General features: G+C 71.8%; 19 protein-coding genes and 1 pseudogene. 6 read left to right on the top strand and 14 right to left on the bottom strand.

Features of this window, described 5'->3' with window-relative positions:
* Positions 1 to 128: 128 nt before the first annotated feature.
* Positions 129 to 350, bottom strand: coding sequence for a zinc ribbon domain-containing protein (locus tag AB0368_RS21625; protein ID WP_366155708.1), 222 nt, complete (start codon positions 348 to 350; stop codon positions 129 to 131).
* Positions 351 to 471: 121 nt separating this feature from the next.
* On the opposite strand from AB0368_RS21625, the gene AB0368_RS21620 reads away from it, so the two are divergent.
* The 4 genes and pseudogenes from AB0368_RS21620 to AB0368_RS21605 all read left to right on the top strand — a co-directional run bounded on the left by AB0368_RS21620 (position 472) and on the right by AB0368_RS21605 (position 3670).
* Entirely contained in the window at positions 472 to 1854 is a 1383-nt protein-coding gene (locus AB0368_RS21620; protein WP_366155706.1) for a murein transglycosylase, read from the top strand.
* Between the two features lie 81 nt (positions 1855 to 1935).
* Entirely contained in the window at positions 1936 to 2955 is a 1020-nt protein-coding gene (locus AB0368_RS21615) for a GNAT family N-acetyltransferase (RefSeq protein ID WP_366155704.1), read from the top strand.
* Between the two features lie 56 nt (positions 2956 to 3011).
* A pseudogene (locus AB0368_RS21610) lies at positions 3012 to 3350 on the top strand (endonuclease); the annotation flags it as partial.
* Between the two features lie 158 nt (positions 3351 to 3508).
* Positions 3509 to 3670: a hypothetical protein gene (locus tag AB0368_RS21605; protein ID WP_366155703.1), complete on the top strand. Its 162-nt coding sequence runs from the start codon at positions 3509 to 3511 to the stop codon at positions 3668 to 3670.
* A 57-nt stretch (positions 3671 to 3727) separates the two neighbouring features.
* Here AB0368_RS21605 and hemB read toward each other — a convergent pair whose 3' ends face one another.
* The 8 genes from hemB to AB0368_RS21565 form a co-directional block, all read right to left on the bottom strand.
* The gene (gene hemB / locus AB0368_RS21600) at positions 3728 to 4717 is read right to left on the bottom strand and encodes a porphobilinogen synthase (RefSeq protein WP_366155702.1); all 990 of its coding nucleotides are present in this window, start codon (positions 4715 to 4717) and stop codon (positions 3728 to 3730) included.
* 126 nt (positions 4718 to 4843) lie between these two features.
* The gene (locus tag AB0368_RS21595) at positions 4844 to 6430 is read right to left on the bottom strand and encodes a uroporphyrinogen-III synthase (protein WP_366155701.1); all 1587 of its coding nucleotides are present in this window, start codon (positions 6428 to 6430) and stop codon (positions 4844 to 4846) included.
* The gene (gene hemC, locus AB0368_RS21590) at positions 6427 to 7356 is read right to left on the bottom strand and encodes a hydroxymethylbilane synthase (RefSeq protein WP_366155700.1); all 930 of its coding nucleotides are present in this window, start codon (positions 7354 to 7356) and stop codon (positions 6427 to 6429) included. The genes AB0368_RS21595 and hemC overlap by 4 nt, the downstream gene beginning before the upstream one ends.
* Positions 7353 to 8648 carry a glutamyl-tRNA reductase gene (locus AB0368_RS21585; protein ID WP_366155699.1) on the bottom strand — a complete coding sequence of 432 codons (1296 nt, stop codon included), beginning with the start codon at positions 8646 to 8648 and terminating at the stop codon, positions 7353 to 7355. The genes hemC and AB0368_RS21585 overlap by 4 nt, the downstream gene beginning before the upstream one ends.
* The gene (locus AB0368_RS21580) at positions 8645 to 9382 is read right to left on the bottom strand and encodes a redox-sensing transcriptional repressor Rex (RefSeq protein WP_366155698.1); all 738 of its coding nucleotides are present in this window, start codon (positions 9380 to 9382) and stop codon (positions 8645 to 8647) included. The genes AB0368_RS21585 and AB0368_RS21580 overlap by 4 nt, the downstream gene beginning before the upstream one ends.
* A gap of 244 nt (positions 9383 to 9626) precedes the next feature.
* Entirely contained in the window at positions 9627 to 10268 is a 642-nt protein-coding gene (locus AB0368_RS21575) for an HAD hydrolase-like protein (protein WP_366155696.1), read from the bottom strand.
* A gap of 10 nt (positions 10269 to 10278) precedes the next feature.
* Complete coding sequence (locus AB0368_RS21570) at positions 10279 to 10527, bottom strand: glutaredoxin family protein (protein ID WP_366155695.1); 249 nt, start codon at positions 10525 to 10527, stop codon at positions 10279 to 10281.
* On the bottom strand, positions 10524 to 12038 hold the full coding sequence (locus tag AB0368_RS21565) for an AMP-binding protein (protein ID WP_366155694.1): 1515 nt from the start codon (positions 12036 to 12038) through the stop codon (positions 10524 to 10526). Before AB0368_RS21565 ends, AB0368_RS21570 begins: the two co-directional genes overlap by 4 nt.
* 382 nt (positions 12039 to 12420) lie before the next feature.
* Between AB0368_RS21565 and AB0368_RS21560 the strand changes: the two genes are divergently transcribed.
* Together AB0368_RS21560 and AB0368_RS21555 are read left to right on the top strand one after the other, a co-directional pair.
* A complete protein-coding gene (locus AB0368_RS21560) occupies positions 12421 to 13281 on the top strand; it encodes an ECF subfamily RNA polymerase sigma factor, BldN family (RefSeq protein ID WP_366155853.1) in 861 nt (286 codons plus the stop codon).
* A 181-nt stretch (positions 13282 to 13462) separates the two neighbouring features.
* A complete protein-coding gene (locus AB0368_RS21555) occupies positions 13463 to 14617 on the top strand; it encodes a DUF5667 domain-containing protein (protein ID WP_366155693.1) in 1155 nt (384 codons plus the stop codon).
* Between the two features lie 92 nt (positions 14618 to 14709).
* Here the strand turns inward: AB0368_RS21555 and AB0368_RS21550 are convergent, their stop codons facing one another.
* The 5 genes from AB0368_RS21550 to AB0368_RS21530 form a co-directional block, all read right to left on the bottom strand.
* Complete coding sequence (locus AB0368_RS21550) at positions 14710 to 15573, bottom strand: lysophospholipid acyltransferase family protein (RefSeq protein ID WP_366155852.1); 864 nt, start codon at positions 15571 to 15573, stop codon at positions 14710 to 14712.
* 434 nt (positions 15574 to 16007) lie between these two features.
* Positions 16008 to 17129, bottom strand: coding sequence for an NAD-dependent epimerase/dehydratase family protein (locus AB0368_RS21545; protein WP_366155692.1), 1122 nt, complete (start codon positions 17127 to 17129; stop codon positions 16008 to 16010).
* 72 nt (positions 17130 to 17201) lie between these two features.
* Complete coding sequence (locus AB0368_RS21540; protein WP_007465623.1) at positions 17202 to 17303, bottom strand: AURKAIP1/COX24 domain-containing protein; 102 nt, start codon at positions 17301 to 17303, stop codon at positions 17202 to 17204.
* A gap of 196 nt (positions 17304 to 17499) precedes the next feature.
* Complete coding sequence (locus AB0368_RS21535) at positions 17500 to 17712, bottom strand: helix-turn-helix domain-containing protein (protein WP_125803603.1); 213 nt, start codon at positions 17710 to 17712, stop codon at positions 17500 to 17502.
* Between the two features lie 178 nt (positions 17713 to 17890).
* Complete coding sequence (locus AB0368_RS21530) at positions 17891 to 18811, bottom strand: proline dehydrogenase family protein (protein WP_366155691.1); 921 nt, start codon at positions 18809 to 18811, stop codon at positions 17891 to 17893.
* Positions 18812 to 18842: the final 31 nt, after the last annotated feature.

Here is an 18842-nt window from a genome sequence, read left to right as displayed (position 1 = left end):
GCGCCGTGGCCGCTCGACCGGACAATCCCGAGCCGCATCCGGAGGGCCTCGTTGCCACGCTGGAGTAGCCACGGGCGCCCAAGCGGTCCTGGACCGCGCCCTGGCTGCACCATCGGCAAGTACCCGTATCAGCAGCCGCACGCCCCTCCGCAACAGCCGCCACCACCGCCGCCGGGCGAGGGCACTGACGGCATCGCGCCACCCCGGCCCGTCACGGCAACCGTGGAAAGCAACTTGACGGTGTCGGCGTGGCCCTGAGGGCAGCTCGCCGGTGCCGAGGACTCGGCCATCGGACGATTCAGCTCGAAGGTGTCGCCGCACGCGCGGCATCGGAAGTCGTAACGCGGCATCCGAACAGGGTATGGGCTGGGCCGCGGGATCCGCTGCACCGCAGATGCGTAGTTGTGGACGTCCGACATCGGTCCCGGTGCATGAGATCCCAGGTAGCCCCTGCCCGGTAGTCTCTTGCGGGTGGTTGACGGGCAGAAGACACCCTCGAAGCGTCCGGCGGCACCGCACCTCGGCGGACCGCTCGGCAGCTCGGGTGCGGCGCCCGAGAACCTGACGCCGCCAAGCGAGCCCGCGGTGCCCGCCAAGGTCGAGCAAGCCGTCGAGCCCGCACGGGCCGAACCCGTCACCGAGGCAGCGAAGCCGGCCCCAGCAGCCAACCCGGAAGTGAAGGCCGAGCCGACCGAAGCAGCCAAGCCGGCTGAGGGCACCGACAAGGCGGACAAGACCGACGCGGCGGCGAAGACCACCGAGTCCGCCGAGACGACCGCCAAACCGTCCGAGGACAGATCCGCCCAGCCGTCCGGGGACGAACCCGCCGAGCCGTCCGGGGCCGAGCCGTCCGGGGACAAGACCGGCAAAGACGGCCCGGCGGACGGCATGACCGCCCCCTCGGCCGCGGCCCTGGCGCTGTCCTCCGGCGGCCGCGCCACCCGGGTACTGCGCAAGGCCAACCCCGCACGCGTCGCCCGCAGCACCTCCGACTGGGCGAAGCGCCCCTCCGGCCGGTTCGTGCTGCCCGCGATCATCGCGGTGCTGCTGCTCGGCGCCGCCGGGACGGCCGGTGCTTATCTCGTACCGCAGGCTTTGCAGTCGGTGCCCGCGCCCAGCGCGACGCCCACCTTCGGGGCGGATGCCGGGGGGCCGTCGGTTCCGGTGCCGGGTCCGAGCGGGCTGCCCAGCCTGCCGGGCCTCAACTCCGCCCCCGCTGTCGTGGGCGGAGGTCTGCCGGCCACCCCGCCCGTGGGGATTCCCGGCGCACGGCCCGCCGATGCCCTGTCCGGCTGGGCGCAACAGACCGGCACCCGTGTCGGCATCCCGGTCGTCGCGGTTCAGGCGTACGGATATGCGGAGCTCGTCGTAGGCAGGACAGCCCCGACGTGCCATTTGAGCTGGACCACGATCGCCGCCATCGCGAAGGTCGAGTCGGCGCACGGCAGCGCGAACGGCGCGGTGCTCGGCGCGGACGGTTCGGTGTCGCCGCCCATCTTCGGCCTGCCGCTCGACGGCAAGGGCGGGCGGCAGCTCATTCCCGACACCGACCAGGGTCTGCTCGACAAGGACGCTCAGTTCGACCGGGCGATGGGTCCGCTGCAGTTCATCCCGCAGACGTGGAACGAGATCTCCGTCGGCAACGCGGTGGACGCCGACAACAACGGCGTCTCCGACCCGAACGACATCGACGACGCCTCCCTCGCCACGGCCGTCTACCTGTGCAAGGGCGGCCGGGACCTGTCCAAGGCGGACGCCTGGTGGGACGCGATCCTTTCCTACAACGCCGTACGCCCGTACGCGCAAAAAGTCTACGACGCGGCCAACGAATACGGCGTCCGTAGCCGGGTCTAGACGACAACCCACAGTGACTGGTCGCATACATTTGCACACCCGGCCCTTCCCTGAAGGTCGAGATACCGGCAAGCTGTACGGGTGAGGGTGCGTGAGTGGGATCTGCGGTCCGCGTCGGACGCGGAGATCCGATCGCTCGTGGAGACGCTGAACCAGGTGCTGGCAGCAGACCTTCCGGACGATCCACCGTGGCAGGACGTGCAGGTCAGGGACTATCTGGCCGAGACGATGCCCGGCGAGCGCCGCATCAGCTGGGTGGCCGAGGACGACCGGCTCCCCGAGGGTGAGAGCACGGTGTTCGGGCACGTCACGCTGCTGCTGCTCGGTGACATCGGGGTGCTGGAGGTGCTGGTGCACCCCCGCCTGCGCCGCCGCGGGCTCGGCCGGCAGCTCGTCGCCGTGGCCGCACGGCGGGCATACCTGGAGGGGTTCTCGTCGATCGGGGTCGAGGCGATCGGTGACACCCCGGCCATCGCCTTCTACGAGTCGCTCGGCTTCGAGCGGGAGTTCGTCGAGGCCCGTAGCGTCCTCACTCTGTCCGGCGTGGACTGGAATTCCCTGGGCGCCATGGCGGGCAGCATCGGATCCGACTACAGGGTGGAGTACCACCCGGGCGGCCCACCGGCCGAGCTGCTCGAGGCGTACGCGCTGGCGAAGCTGGAGGGCCAGGACGAGGACAACGACCTGGACCTGCGCCCGAGCTCGTCCGACCCGCAGCGGCTGCGGGACAGCCTGGACACGCTGCACCGGCGCGGGCTGAAGCCGTACATCGTGCTGGCCATGCATGAGCCGACCGGAGTGGTCGCCGGCCTCACCGAGGTCGTCGTGCCGGCGCAGCACCCGGAGCGCGCCGACCAGTACGACACCATCGTCGTGCGGGAGCATCGCGGCTACGGGATCGACCGGGCGATCAAGGCCCGGATGCTGTTGGAACTCCGCCGGGCAGAGCCGGAGCTGCGCGAGGTGCAGACGTGGAACGCCCAGCACAACGAGTCGATGCTGAAGGTCAACGCCGAACTGGGCTTCCAGTCCGACCGGGATTGGTATGAGTACGGCGCCGACGTTGCCCAACTGGTGCAGAGGCTGGAACCCACGGATTGACCTGGGGCTTCAGGGTCGGCGTACCCGTTCTCCGCTCCGCTGTGGAGGCTCCGTGCGTCTTCATGAGCACCCTCACGTCGCTCATCGGCGGCTACGCGCCGACCGTGGGTGACGAGATCGTCGTGAAGGCGCGGGTCGCCGAGCGCTTCTCGATGACGCAGCTGTCCGGCGCGTCCCTGGTCACCAAGATCGCGTCCGACGGTCTGCTGAGCGAGGTGCAGGTCGACGACGCCGCCCCGCCGGTCGACTCGGCCGCCGCCGACAGCTTCTGGGAGCGGCACGAGGGCGCGCAGCTGCGAGCCCGGCCGGCTCCGGGGTCGTGTCGGGACTCCGAGATCCGGGTCGTCGACAAGGACGACGCGCTGCTCGAACGCGACGACCCGAACGCCCGGCGCGGGGCCGCGATGCGCGGGCCAGGCAGTTCCTTTTTCCGGTACGGCTGAGAGCACGCGGCCAGAGTGCCGGAAAACCCCGGTCGGCGCGGATGGCCTGTGGACAACCCCGCATTGTGGATAACCGATTCGGCCGGCCGACGGCGGGGTAGGTTCGCCGCATGACAGACGAACCGGTCGAAGCAGTCGAGGAAGAAGAAGACGTGCGGGTCAACAAGGGGTCGGCGGACGAGCCCTGGGAGCCCGGTGAGCAGCCCTACAGCGACAGGCCGGAGCAGGGCGGCGAGACCCCGGGCCCGGTCAACATCGAGCCGCCGGACTGAACCCACGCCCCCGCGAGAGCCCGGCCTGCGGAGACGGTTTCGCGGCGACGAGAGGGGTCAGTAGCGAGCGCGGAGGAGCCGGGCAGCCTCGGTGGCCCAGTAGGTGAGGATGATCTGGGCGCCGGCGCGCTTGATCGACGTCAGCGTCTCCAGCATCACGCCCTCGCGGTCCACCCACCCGTTGGCCGCGGCGGCCTCCACCATCGCGTACTCACCTGACACCTGGTAGGCGGCCACCGGCACGTCCACCCGCTCGCGCACCGCGGCGACCACGTCGAGGTACGGCAGAGCGGGCTTGACCATGACCATGTCGGCGCCCTCCGCCACGTCGAGGTCCACCTCGCGCAGCGCCTCGTGGATGTTCCCGGGGCTCTGCTGGTAGGTGCGGCGGTCGCCCTGCAGGCTCGACTCGACCGCCTCACGGAAGGGGCCGAAGAAGGCGCTGGCGTACTTGACGGCGTACGCGAGGACCGCCACGTCCTGGTGTCCGGCCTGGTCGAGGGCTCGGCGGACGACGCCGACCTGGCCGTCCATCATCCCGGACGGCCCGACCACGTGGGCGCCCGCCTCGGCCTGGGCGACGCCCATCCTCGCGTAGAGGGCCAACGTGGCGTCGTTGTCCACCGTGCCGTCCGGGGCCAGGACGCCACAGTGACCGTGGGAGGTGAACTCGTCCAGGCACAGATCGCCCATGACGACCGTGGAGTCGCCGACCTCGGCGATGACATCCCGGAGGGCGACGTTGAGGATGCCGCCCGGGTCGATGCCACCGGAGCCGGTCTCGTCCTTGTGCTCGTTCGTGGGCACGCCGAAGATCATCAGCCCGCCGACTCCCGCCCCGACGGCCTCGCTGGCGGCCTTGCGGAGCGACTCACGGGAGTGCTGCACGATGCCCGGCAGCGACGAGATCGGCCGCGGGTCGGTCAGCCCCTCTTTGACGAAGAGGGGCAGGACCAGCTCGGCGGGCGAGACCCGGGTCTCCTCGGCCAGCCGCCGCATGGCGGCCGAGCGCCGCAGCCGGCGCGGACGGATGTCGGGGTACGCCATGCTCACTCCCTGAGCCGAGCCGACCCACCCGGGCCGACGAACCACAAACCAACCCGGCCCACCGGGCCGCGAAAGCACGAACCAAACCGGGCCGGTCGCAAGAAGCGCCCGGCCCGGATGAAACGACTAGCGGAACCGCAAAGCCGTCGGCCCCTGCACCTTCGACCCCCGCCGCTGCTTCGCCGGCATCGCCGCCAGCTTCTCCCGGAGCTCGACCGCGTACGAGGCCAGCGCGTCCACCAGGTCCGGCACCGACGCGTGCTGGGGCTGAACGTCGACCCGCAGGCCGAACTCCGTCGCCGTCTCGGCCGTCTTCGGGCCGATCACCGCGACCACCGTCCGGGCGTGCGGCTTGCCCGCGATGCCGACGAGGTTGCGCACCGTCGAGGACGACGTGAAGAGGACGGCGTCGAAGCCGCCCGACTTGATCGCGTCGCGGATGTCGGCCGGCGGCGGGGCCGCGCGCACCGTCCGGTACGCCGTGACGTCGTCGACCTCCCAGCCGCGCTCGATGAGACCCGCGGCCAGCGTCTCGGTGGCGATGTCGGCGCGCGGGAGCAGCACCCGGCCCACCGGGTCGAGGATCTCGTCGTGCGGCGAGAACTCCGCCAGCAGACCCTCGCTGGACTGGTCGCCGGCCGGGATCAGCTCTGGCTGGATGCCGAACGCCCGGACCGCGTCGGCCGTCGCCTCGCCGATGCAGGCGATCTTCACGCCGCCGAAGTGGCGGGCGTCGAGGCCGTGCTCGGCGAACTTCTCCCAGACCGCTCGGACCGCGTTCACCGACGTGAACACCACCCAGGCGTAGCGGCCGTCGACAAGACCCTTGACCGCGCGCTCCATCTGGGCCGGGGTGCGCGGGGGCTCGACGGCGATCGTCGGAACCTCGCACGGGATGGCCCCGTACGCCCGCAGCCGGGCACTCATCGCCCCCGCCTGCTCCTTGGTGCGCGGGACGAGGACCTTCCAGCCGTACAGCGGCCGGTTCTCCCACCAGCTCAGCTTGTCGCGGTCGGCGACCTCCGAGCCGACCGTGAGTACCACGCGGCCGGTGAAGCCGAGCGCCGCCGCGACGAAGCTGTCGACGGTCGACGTGGTCGTGTACTGCGTCTCGCCGGTGCCGTCGCCGGTCACGCCGACCGCCGTGCCGGGCTCGACGCCCGACGCGAGCAGCCCGTCGCGGACCGCGGCGAGGTCGCCCGCGTCCACCGCCACCGCGAAGGAGCCCTTCTGGGCCGCCGCCGCGAGGGCGTCGAAGTCGACCGCCGTCACGTCGTCGATGTCGGCCACCGTACGGACGCCGGGCAGCGGAACACCCGCGTACGTGGCGACGCCCTCCGCCTGGCCAAGGCCCGGGACCACCTCGAAGTGCACCGCGGTGCGGGCGACGGCCTGCACCTCGCGGACCACGGACTCGTGCCCGAACGGGTCGCCGGCCACCAGGTGCACGGCGGACAGGCCGGACTTGGCGGCGGAGAGCAGCACCTTGGCGACGTCGCCGGGCGCGCCCTCGGCCGGGCTGAACTGGGTGTCGTCCTTGGCCTGCGCCTTGATCGCCGCGAGCAGCGACTCGGGGACGCCGCGGTCGTAGACGACCTGGTCGGCGTCGGCGAGGGTGTCGTGGGCCCGGCGCGTCAGCAGCCCCGGGTCGCCGGGTCCGGCGCCGACGAACGCGATGCGTCCCGCGCTCTTGCGGGCGGTGCGGGTGGTCATTCTGTGCTCCCCATCAGGGTGTCGGCGCCGGCTTCGAGGAGATCGGCGGCGAGCGCCTTGCCGATCTCCGCCGCGTCGGCGGGCGTTCCGGTGCGCGACAGCCGGACAGCTCGGGCCCCGTCCGGGCTGATCACCGCACCGCGCAGGTAGATCTCGTCGCCGTGATCGCCTTCGGCGAACTCGGCGTGTGCCGCGACCGGAGCGGAGCACCCGGCCTCGAGCGTGGCGAGCATCGCCCGTTCCGCCGTGACGGCGGCGCGGGACGGTGCATGATCGAGCGCCCCCAGCAGCTCGACCAGGTCTGCGTTGCCGGACCGGCACTCCACCGCCAGCGCACCCTGGGCCGGGGCGGGCAGCATGAGCATCGGGTCCAGCGTCTCCGTGATCTCGGCGGCCCGGCCGAGACGCACCACGCCCGCCCGCGCCAGGACGACCGCGTCGAGGTCGGCCTCGGGGCCGAGCACTCGCGCGATGCGGCTGTCGACGTTGCCGCGGATGGGCGTGACCTGCAACTGTAGGCCCAAAGCATGCAGTTGCGCGATTCGGCGCACCGCGCCCGTGCCCACCACGGCGCCCGGCGGCAGCTCCGCGAGCGTCTTGCCGTCCCGGGCGACGAGCGCGTCGCGCGGATCCTCCCGCTCGGGCACGGCGGCGATGTGCAGGCCCGGGTGCACCCCGGTGGGCAGGTCTTTGTACGAGTGCACGGCGAAGTCGATCTCGTCCGCCAGCAGCGCGTCCCGCAGGGCCGACACGAAAACGCCGACGCCGAGCTGGGCGACCGGGGCGGCCGAGCGGTCTCCCGGGGTGACGATGCGCACTAGCTCGACCGGCACACCCGAAGATGCCGTCACCAAGGAGGCGACCATCTGGGATTGGGCGAGCGCGAGCGCGCTGCCCCGGGTGCCGAGGCGCAGCGGTGTCCTCACGCTTGTTCTCCGATCTCGGGCACGGCGTCGGCCTGGGTGGCGTGCGGGACGTCGAGGTCGAAGAGCTCCCGCAACAGGGCCGCATACTGGTCGCCGCCGGGCTCGGCCGCAAGTTGACGTACCCGGACGGTGGGCGAGTGCAGCAGCTGCTGCACGACCCGGTGCAGGGTACGGGAGACGTCGGCCCGCTGCTCCTCGGTGAATTCCGGCCGGCGGGCGGACAGTTTGCGCAGCTCGCCTGCGACCACCTCGTCGGCGCGCGTACGCAGGGCGGCGACCGTGGGGGCGATCTCGGCGCCGCGCAGCCAGGCGAGGAAGTGATCGACCTCGGCGGCGACGATCTGCTCGACGGCGGCGGTCTCCGCGGCGGCCGGCATGGTGCGCCGGCTGGTGGCGAGGCTGTCGATGTCGACGACCGTCACCTGCGGCAGCTCGGCGACCTCGGGTGCCACGTCGCGCGGCACCGCCAGGTCGAGCACTACCAGCGGACGCTCCCGGCCGGCGAGGCGGTCGGGGGTGAGCACGGGCTCGGCCGAGGCTGTGGCGCAGACCACCACGTCGGCGTCGCGCAGGGCTGCGTCGAGGTCGGCGAAGTCGACCGCGGTGGCGCCGTACGCCTCGGCGAGCCGCGCGGCCCGTTCGGCGCCGCGGTTGGTGATCTGCAGCGGCCCGACGCCGGTCCGGGTCAGGGTTGCCACGGAGAGCGCGCCCATTGCGCCGGCGCCGATGACCAGGCCCGGACGCCCGCTGAGGTCGCCGCCGAACGCGTCGGCCGCGACGTCGAGGGCGGCGCTGACGACGCTCTGCCCGGCCCGGTCGATGCCGGTCTCGGCGTGCGCGCGCTTGCCGACCCGCAGCGCCTGCTGCATCAGCTCGTGCAGCAGCCGGCCGGCCGAGTCGGCCTCGGTGGCCGCGTGGTACGCGTCCCGCAGCTGCCCGAGGATCTGCGCCTCGCCGACGACCATGGAGTCGAGCCCGGAGGAGACCCGGAACGAGTGGCGTACGGCCGCCTCGTCGTAGTGCACGTAGAGGTGCCCGGCGAGCTCGCTGGCGCCGATCCCCGACTGCTCGGCGAGCACGTTGCAGACGTCGCCGAGGCCGCCGTGGAAGCCGGAGACGGCCGCGTACACCTCGACCCGGTTGCAGGTGGAGAGGACGACCGCCTCGCCGATGTACGGCTGGGCGACGAGCTTCTGGAGCACGGCAGGGATGTCGGAGCCGGCGATCGTGAGCCGCTCGAGGGTGCCGACCCCGGCGGTCCGATACGACGCGCCGACGCTGAGCAGGTTCACGACCCGACCGCCTCTATACCGCTCTCGTCCACCCGCCCGCCGGGAAGGGCCGTCAGGGACGCCTTGCGATGCTCGTGGAAGGAGAGGATCTGGAGCTCGATGGCGAGGTCGACCTTGCGGACGTCGACCCCGGCCGGCACGGACAGCACGCAGGGAGCGAAGTTGAGGATGCTGGTGACCCCCGCGGCCACCAGCTCGTCGGCGACGCCCTGCGCGGCGTTGGCCGGGGTGGCGATGACCCCGATGGTGATGCCTTCCTCGACGACCGCGCGGCCGAGCTCGTCGATGTGCCGCACCAGGAGGCCGTTTATCGGCTTGCCGACCCGCTCGGCGTCGGCGTCGAACAGGGCGACTATGCGGAAGCCGCGGCTGGCGAAGCCGTCGTAACCGGCCAGCGCGTGGCCGAGGTTACCGACACCCACGAGCGCGACGGCCCGGCGCTCGTCGAGGCCGAGGATGTACTCGACCTGGTCGATCAGCAGGGCGACGTCGTACCCGACCCCGCGGGTGCCGTACGACCCGAGGTGGGAGAGGTCCTTGCGGAGCTTGGCCGAGTTGACCCCGGCGGCGGCCGCGAGGCCCTCGCTGGAGACCGTGTCCGAGCCGCTCTCGGCGAGGTTGTGCAGGGCGCGGAGGTATTCCGGCAGCCGCGCGATCGTCGCTTCCGGGAGGTCCGGGAAGGCGGTCACCGCACCGGGATTGCCGGGCGTGTTTCCATGACGCTGCTGACTCATCTGACTCCGTGCCGACAAGGTTGTGAACCTGCGGTGAGCCCTCTGTGGCCTGGATAGACCGGCTGTGGTAGCGGGGCTCGTCGGAGTCACAGAGTAGGCGCTTGTGAAGGCGTGCACAAATCGCGATCTTGATAGCGGAACTGGACAAAGATCGAGTCAGCGTGTTATCCACGCCGACACCTGTCCGAGTATTACCGCTTCTGCGCCCCCGCGACCACCGGCGTCGGCATACCGACGACGAGTATCACAACGTCCTCGCCAGTGCTACGGCGTCGACGAGGGTGTCGGCCACCGGCACGCCCGAGGCGCGGAGCCGGGCGGGCTCGGTGAAGCCGCCGGTGTAGAGCACGCAGCGGGCACCCACAGAGGCGGCCGCGTCGGCGTCGTCGATCGAGTCACCGATGAGCACTGCCTGGTCGCCGGGGACGTCCAGCTGGGCCAGGTGCCGGGCGAGGTGGCCCGCCTTGAGACCGCCGTCGACCTCGGTCGGGCGCCCGTCGATGCGGGCGAACATCCCGGCGAGGCCGCGGGACTCCACGGCCGGGATCAGCTCGTCGTGGAACCACATGGACAGCAGCGACTGGGTGCCGGTCCACGACTTGATCGCGGCTTCGGCGTCGGCGGCGAGCGGGATCGTGGTCAGGCCCATCCGGTACGCCTCGTGGAAGATCCGGTCCAGCTCCTCGAACTCCTCGTCGGTCACCGCCCGCTCGAGGACCTCGGCATAGAACTCCGCGACCGGGCGCCGGAAGCGCCGCCGATGTTCGTCGGAGTCCACGCTGCGCCCGCCGACCGCCGCGAACGTGTGGTTCGTCGAGGAGACCACCAGCGACAGGTCGTCCAGCAGAGTGCCGTTCCAGTCCCAGACAAGATGAGTACGCGCCACGGCCGAGAGGCTACAGCCGAGGGGCCCCCGGCGGTCGAGCCATATCCCGCAGGAGGCGCTCCTCCTCGACCCGCCAGTAGCCGTGCTCCTTGCCGTCCAGGATGACCACCGGCACCCGGTCGCCGTAGTCGCGCTCGAGCTCGATGGAGTCGGCGACCTCCACCCGGGTCCACTGGCCGGCCGCGATCCGGTCCAGCACGGCCTCGGCCTCCTCGCACAGGTGGCAGCCGGTGCGACTGATGAGGGTCAGGCGGGTCAACGGAGGTCTCCCTTGCGTACCTTGCCGATCGCGGAGTGAGGCAGCTCACCCACGAGCTCGATCCCGGTGGGCAGTTTGAAGCGGGCGAGGTGCGCGGCGCAATGCACCTGCAATTCGGCCGGCGTGGGCGGCGGGTCGAGGGCCGGGACCACGTACGCGTACGGCGCCTGACCGGTCTGCGGGTCCGGCACCGCGATCACGGCCGCCTCGGCGACGCCCGGGTGCCCGTCGAGCACCCGTTCGATCTCCGCCGGATACACGTTGAAGCCGTTGACCAGGATCAGCTCGCCGATCCGGTCGACCAGCACGAGATCGCCGCCGGCGTCCGCGTACGCGATGTCGCCCGTGCCCCACCAGCCGTCGGCATCGGGGCCGTCGCGCCCGTCGGGCCAGTAGCCGGAGAACAGGTTGTCACCGCGGACGACGATCTCGCCCGGGTCGGTGCCGTCGACGTCCGAGAAGTCGATCTCCACGTCGTCGGCCAGGGCCTCGGACACGGCGCCATCGCGCCAGAGCACGCCGCCGTCCGCCGACCTCAGCAGCAGCGAGACACCGGGCAGGGGACGGCCGATCGAGCCCACCTTCTCGCGATCACTCACCGCTGTCGTGGTGAGGACCGGGGCGGCTTCCGTCAGGCCGTACCCGATCATGATGGACCGTCCGGTCACGGCGGTGAAGCGGGCGGAGTCGGCCGAATCCAGCGGAGCGGCGCCGCAGACCGCCGTGCGCACCGTCCCGAAATCGGGCGACTCCTCCCGCGACCACGCGGCATACATGGACGGCACGCCGATCACCGTGGTGACCGCGTGTTGCCTGATCAGACCCAATGTCGCGGCGGCCTCGAAGCGGTCGACCAGCACGCCGCAGGCACCGTGGTGGGCGACCGCGCCGAGCCCGGTATTGAGCCCGTAGGCATGAAAGAACGGGATCGCCAGCAGCACCACGTCGTCGGCGCCGACCACCGGCGGGTCGATGCGCTGCAACTGTTCGTGGTTCGCCTCGAGAGCACGGTGCGTGAGCATCGCGCCCTTCGGCCGGCCGCTCGTCCCGGACGTGTAGAGCAGGACCGCGAGGTCCGCCGCGGCCGGTCCGCCTGCCGCGAGCTCCGGGCCGCCCTCCGCAAGAGCATGCGACGGTACGGCCACATCCTCCCCCAACCGCAGCCGACCCAGCACCGCCTCCTCGGCGACCACCCGGGCCGCGCCACTGTCCGCCAGCGCGAACGTCACCTCGTCGGCGGTGTAGCCAGGATTGAGCGGCACCGCCACCCGGCCCGCCCGCAGCGCGCCGAAATACGCCGCGGCGAACTCCACGGTGTTGCCGAGGAGGATGGCCACGCGGTCGCCGGGAGCCGTGCCCGCGGCCAGACGCCGGGCCGCGCGGTCGACCCGTTCGTCGAGGTCAGCCCAGGTGAGCACGGTGTCGCCGGCGATCAAAGCCGGGCTGTCGGGGCGGCGCCGCGCGGCGGCGCCTACGGGATCACGGGCCGGGTCGTCGGTGAGGTCTCCCACGACGCCCGAGTCTGGCACACCGCCCACCCGAACGGGGTGCGCCGGACAGCCTGTCCGCGACCGATTCGAGGGCGTCCTGCATCGTGGCAGAAGTTCCTTCTGTCGCGTCTGCGCCACTTCGGACTATTTTCGCGCAGCGCACACAGTGTGCGACTCCGTGTGCTCAGGCTCCGTAATACTTCCCGTCTGTGTAACGGAGTCCACATCCGTGGGTGAGGTCGGCCTGCTTCGTCGGGCCGCTTCACCCGTTTTGTTGTGGACCGCCTTTCGGCACCCCTTCATCGACGGCCCGTCGGGTCAAGGAGGCGCAGTGAGTCATGTGTACGCCGGCGACCCGTACGGCCGCGGTTTCTTCGCGACTTACACAGGCGTTCCGCAGGGGCTGAACGCCCTCCGCGAGGGCGTCGCCCAGGCGATCCGCGGCGACGGACCCAAGCGAACACGGAACCGGCCGCACATCAACGAGTCGCCGAGCCGTCAGTTCCCCCCGACCGGAAACGTCAAGGGCGGCCGTGTGGCCGTACCCGGGCGCCTGCAGCCACCGCAGCAAGCGGGACCCGACCGCCGGACCGGCACGGTGGACGGCGACCAGAACGTGGTCGTGCCGAGCCAGAGCACCACCGGCCCACCCACCGAGTCGGAACCGCCGAAGTATCCGGCGCGCCCCGACCCGGGCGACGCCGCGGCCGAGGTCTGGGCCCTGGTCGAGCGGGCCCAGGCCGGTGAGTCCGCCGCCTTCGGCCTGATCTACGACCGGTACGTGGACACCGTCTTCCGCTTCGTCTACTTCCGCGTCGGCAACCGCCAGCTCGCCGAGGACCTCACCTCCGACACCTTCCTGCGCGCCCTCAAGCGCATCGGCAGCTTCACCTGGCAGGGCCGTGACCTGGGCGCCTGGCTCGTCACCATCGCCCGCAACCTGGTCGCCGACCATTTCAAGTCCGGCCGCTACCGCCTCGAGGTGACCACCGGGGACGTCCTCGACGCCGACCGCGAGGACCGCGGGCCCGAGGGCAGCCCGGAGGCCGCGGTGGTGGACCACATCACCAACGTGGCGCTGCTGACCGCGGTCAAGCAGCTCAACCCCGAGCAGCAGGAATGCATCGTGCTCCGCTTCCTGCAGGGCTTCTCCGTCGCCGAGACCGCCAGGACCATGGGCAAGAACGAGGGCGCCATCAAGGCGCTGCAGTACCGGGCCGTCCGGGCCCTCGCCCGGCTCCTGCCCGAAGGGTTCCAGTGGTGACGGCAATTTCCCCGATGTCGATCTCTTCCCACGCTGTGGTGCAGGTCGCACCCGTAACCGGTCCTGGCGGTCGCGCGTTTGTCCGGATGCGACCCGAGGTGGACCAACGGTCCGCCGGTTCCGTCGCGCCCGCCGGCAAAGCCGCCGGCGAGTCAGTCACGAGCGAAGGGGGGTGCCCGCGATGAATCTGGACTTCTTCGATCGCCGGAGCGCCGAGCGCTTCGCGGAGCTTCTCGACGAGACCAGCGGCGGCCGTCGCCACCACGCCCGCGGCCAGGCCGACGAGCATCTCGCCGAGCTGGTCGCCATCGGGCACAGCCTCTCCGCGGCACGGTCCGGTGTGCAGGTCGATCCCGAGTTCCGGATGGGGCTGCGAGCGATGCTCGTCGCCACCGCGGAACGGGACGGCATCGGTACGACGGCCAGGGCCGCCGATCCCGAGCCGGACGCCGCCGAGCCCGCCCGCAAGCTGTTCGGGCTTGCCGGGCGCCGCATCCGGGCCCGCGGTGCGATCGTCATCGGCGTCGCCGCCGGTGCCATGGCGGTCTCCGGGATCTCCGCCGCAAGCGAGAACGCCTCACCGGGCGACGCCCTGTACGGCGTCAAGCGCTCCACCGAGCGCGCTCAGCTCGCCATGGCCGGTTCGGACATCACCCGCGGGCAGCTCTCGCTGACCTTCGCCCGCAACCGGCTCGCCGAGGCGGCCGCGATGGACGGCGACGACCTCAAGTTCGGCGACGCCCTCGACGACATGGACGCCGACACCAAGCAGGGCGTGAAGCTGCTGAACTCGGCGGCGGTCACCCGCCGCGAATCCACCAGCCTGACCAGCGTCGACTCGTTCGTCGACAACCAGCGCCGGGTCCTGAACTCGGCCGTGGACACTCTCGCGCCCGCCAACCGCGAGCGCGCGGAGAAGTCGCTGAGCCTGCTCGACGCGGTCCACCAGCGCGCCGAGAACCTGCGGGACGGACTGGACTGCGACAACGTCACGCCGGCCGGCACCGACGCGCTCGGGCCCAAGCTGGGCGCCTGCCGGGCCGGTGCCTCGGACTCCTCGTCGCTGGAGCACCAGGAGGGCCAGGGCCAGGACGAGAAGGCCGCGCCGTCGGGCAGCCGGGACGCGAACAAGTCCGCGCGACCGAAGATCAGCGACGACCCGACGGAAGACCCGGGAACCACCGGCAAGGCCGTGCCGTCGGCCACCGATGACTCGTCCGCCCCGGCGACGGGCGACCCGACGCCGCTGCTGACGGACGACCCGGACAACCCGGCGACCGGCGAGGACAAGAGCCTGATCGGCGGCCTGCTGGACGGCATCTTCCACGGGGACTGAGCCGAGACAGCCCGAACATGGCGAGGGGCGGTGCCGACACTAGTGTCGGGGCCGCCCCTCACTTCGTACTGTAGCGCCGTTTGTCTATGTCTTCACCGGCCGAACGGATCGGGCCGCTTCTCGAGCAGTGAGTAGAGCGTCGCCTGAATGGTCTCGCGCACCTGGTCGGCCAGATTGAAGACCACCATCGGATCGTCCGCGTACTCGGTGAGGTGCGCGGTCGGGATCGGCGGGCAGAACTCGATCAGCCACTTGCTGGGCAGCGGCACCAGTCCGAGCGGCCCGAGCAACGGGAACGTCGGCGTCACCGGGAAGTACGGGATCCCGAGCAGCCGGGCGAGCGGCTTGAGGTCGGCCAGGATCGGATAGATCTCCTCGGCCCCGACGATGGCGACCGGGACGATCGGCGTACCGGTGCGCAGGGCCGCCGACACGAAGCCACCGCGACCGAAACGCTGCAGCTTGTACCGCTCGGCGTAGGGCTTTCCGATGCCCTTGAAGCCTTCGGGGAAGACGCCGACGAGCTCGCCGCCGCTCATCAACCGCTCGGCGTCGGGGTTGCACGCGACGGTGGCGCCGGCCTTACGGGCCAGCTCGGACAACACCGGCATGCGGAACACCAGGTCGGCCCCGAGCAGCCGCAGATGCCGCTCGCGCGGGTGCTGGTCGCGCAGGGCGGTGGTGAGCATCAGCGCGTCGAGCGCCAGCGTGCCGGAGTGGTTGCCGACGACGAGCCCGCCGCCGCTTTCGGGCACGTTCTCGACGCCGAAGACCTCGGTGCGGAACCAGTCGCGATACAGCACGCGCAGCATCGGGTGGAACACGGCCGCGGTGAGCTCGGGATCGAAGCCGAAGTCGTCGACCTCGTACGCACCGGCGAGCCGTCGCCGGAGGAACGCCAGCCCGCTGGCCACCCGCTGGTCCCAGATGTCCACGGCGTCGAGCGGCGGCGCCACGGTTTCCGGCGCTGCGCCGACTGCCGGTGCCGAGCTCTCCTCGTCGGGCTCCGGGGTCTTCGCCGCCGGGCTACTGGCTGCTGAGCTGCTCGCGTCACCCGCGTTCGCCGCCTTGCTGCGGCCGGCCGGCCGGCGCCGGCTGGAGGCACGGGTCGGCGGGGTCGCCGGCGTCGCTGGGCTGGCTGGGGTCGCCGGCGTCGCCGGGGTGTCGCCGGGCTCGTCCGCACCCGGTTCCGCCGCATCGTGGTGCTCGTGCTTCTCGGTCGCGGCGGCCGCGGCGGTCGCTTGCGGGCGGCGCCGGGGACGACGGGCCGCCGGCGGCGGGTCGGGCATCGGGATGGGCCGCTTGCCGTTCACCGGCTTGGGCCGCACCGGCTCGGGCAGCGTGAAGTCGGCGTTCCCCGGCAGCGCGGCGTGGTGTTGTTCGTCCTGGCTCATCGCGTGACGGCCTCGTGTTCGTCGGCCTGGTCAAGGGTCGGCGCGCTCGGCTCACCCGCGGCGGCGGCGCGTACTCGGCGGATGCCGTCGAGGATCGCGCGCTCGGCGGCGGCCAGCCGGTCGGCCGTCAGCGAGGAACCGTTGCGGTGGCCCTTGATGAAGTCGTCGAAGGCGGCCGCGGTGCTACGCGGCGTGAAGCCGAACTCCTTGACCAGCTTGGCTGTGTCCACCACCCGGCCATGCACGAAGAGGTCGATCTGGTCCAGGCCGATCTCGCCCACGCCCACGTTGCGCGCCAAGCCGGCGACCGTCGACAGGGTGCCCTCCGGCAGCGGTACGGCGACCCTGCCTGCCCGGCGCACCGCCTGGGACAGCGCCAGCACCCCCGCACCGGCGACGTTGAACGTGCCGGGGTGATCCTCGACCACCGAGCGGTGCAGGATCTCCAGCGCGTCGTCCACGTGCACGAATTGAAGGCGGGCGTCGCGGCCCAGCACCGTCGGCACGACCGGGCGGGCGAAGTAGCGGGTCAGCGACGTCTCGGCGGTCTCGCTGAGGAGCGGCGCGAACCGCAGCACGGTGGCCGCCACCTCGGGACGGCGCCGGCGGAAGCCGCGGACGTACCCCTCGATGTCGAGGATGTCGCGGGCGAAGGAGCCGCGCGGCACGGCGCGGGGCTCGGTGTCCTCGGTGAAGACGGCCGGGTCCCGGAACGAGGCGCCGTACGCGGCCGTCGACGAGCGCACCACCAGCTTGCGCAGCCGGCGCGCGCCCTGAGCCGCGGCGAGCAGCTGCATCGTGCCGATGACGTTCTGCTCTTTCATCGCCGCCCGCCCGCCGTGCTGCGGGTCCGGGGCGCTGGTGACCGACAGGTGGACGACCGCCTCGGCGTCCAGCTCGGCGATGGCAGCGGTAGCCGCACGCGCGTCGGCCCGGATCTGCTCGACGTCCGCCAGCAGGCCCGCGAGGGCCGGCGGCGGGGCGTGCGGATCCAGGCCGATGACCCGTTCGATCCGGGGGTCGGCAGCAAGCCGGGACGCCACCCGGGCACCGAGGAAGCGACTGACCCCGGTGACCACGACGACCCGCGGCGGGGCCGCGACTTCAGACGACACCACGGGCGCGCCTCTCACGTGCGGCTTCTTCGAGAAGGGCAAGTGCGGAGGCCGGGTCCAAGACCCGGCCGGGCGTCACTTGCCGAGACGGCGACGCTGGACGCGGGTCTTGCGCAGCAGCTTACGGTGCTTCTTCTTCGCCATACGCTTGCGGCGCTTCTTGACCACGGAGCCCATACGTCATGCCTCTCGAAACCATGTGGGCCGGTCGCTGCGCGCGCAGTGGCACGCCGACCGGACTGACAGCGGTTCGCCCCTCGGCCGCGCGGCGCCAAGACGCGCACGGGTATCACGGGGCGAACCGCTCCAGCGTAGCGGCCCGGCGGCGGCGGGACCAACACGGCCCCTCACCGGGGGCCGCGGGCCCGGGTTGTCAGGCGGTCTGGGAGAAGGCTCCCCGCAGGTACGTGTGCACAGCGTGCTCGGGCACCCGGAACGAGCGGCCCACCCGCACGGCGCTCAGCTCGCCGCCGTGCACCAGCCGGTAGACGGTCATCTTCGAGACCCGCATGAGCGCGGCCACCTCGGCCACGGTCAGGAAGCGCACCTCGGCCAGGCGCTCCTCGGCTTGGGCTGGACCCGTCATCTCCTCGCACCGATCCTTTCGCAGGCGCCACCGCCGAGGCCGGACAGGCCTTGCGCCGCGGCGGGCTGGCGCGCGTGTCATCAGTACGGTATCGAGACGGCTGTTACGAGCGCGATGCGTTCCGTGAAATGACCAGAAAAAGTCAAGCCGACACGCGGGATTTATCCCGAAAGGTGACTTACTTCTTACTCGTGAGTGCTTTGCCGAAGAAGGCGATGTTCGACGGGCGCTCCGCGAGGCGGCGCATCAGGTAGCCGTACCACTGGTCGCCGTACGGGACGTAGACGCGCACGGTGTTGCCGGCGGCGGCCAGGCGCGCCTGCTCCTCCGGGCGTACGCCGTAGAGCATCTGGAACTCGTACTCGTCGGCCCCGCGGTCGAACCAGCGCGCCCGGTCCTCGGCGATGGCGATGAGCCGCGGGTCGTGCGTGGCGATCATCGGGTAGCCGTCGCCGGACATCAGGATGTTGAGGCAGCGCACGTACGCCTTGTCGACGTCCAGCGCCGACTGGTAGGCGACCGACTCGGGCTCCGCGTACGCCCCCTTGCACAGCCGCACCCGCGACCCGGCGGTGGCGAGCTCCCGGCAGTCACCCTCGGTCCGCCGCAGGTAGGCCTGCAGCACCGCACCGGTGGTCGGGTAGTCCTTGCGCAGCTCGGCGAGGATCTCGAGGGTCGAGTCGGTCGTCGTGTGGTCCTCGGCGTCCAGCGTCACGGTGGTGCCCGCCTCGGCCGCCGCGGCGCAGATCGCGTGCGCGTAGTCGTACGCCATCCGATCGTCGATCTTCTGGCCCATGGCCGAGAGCTTCAGGCTGACCTCGGCCGCCGGCGTCAGGCCGGCGTCGCGCAGCCGGCCGAGCAGCGTCAGGTACTGGTCCCTGGTGGCGGTGGCCTGCTCCGCCGTCAGGGTGTCCTCGCCGAGATAGTCCAGGCTGATCGCCAGGCCGTCGTCGGCCAGCGCGCGGCTGGTGTGCAAGGCGTCGCCGACACCTTCGCCGGCGACGAACCGCTTGACGATCCCCCGGGTCACCGGGGCGGAGGAGATCAGCCGCTCCATCCGGGACGACCCGGCGGCGGCGAGAAAGACGGAACGGAGCATGGGCCGAGCGTATCGCCCGCGCGCGGCCCGG

It is taken from the genome of Actinoplanes sp. NPDC051475 (assembly GCF_040689425.1).
Taxonomy (GTDB): domain Bacteria; phylum Actinomycetota; class Actinomycetes; order Mycobacteriales; family Micromonosporaceae; genus Actinoplanes.
This window is presented reverse-complemented; position numbering and strand designations above follow the sequence as displayed.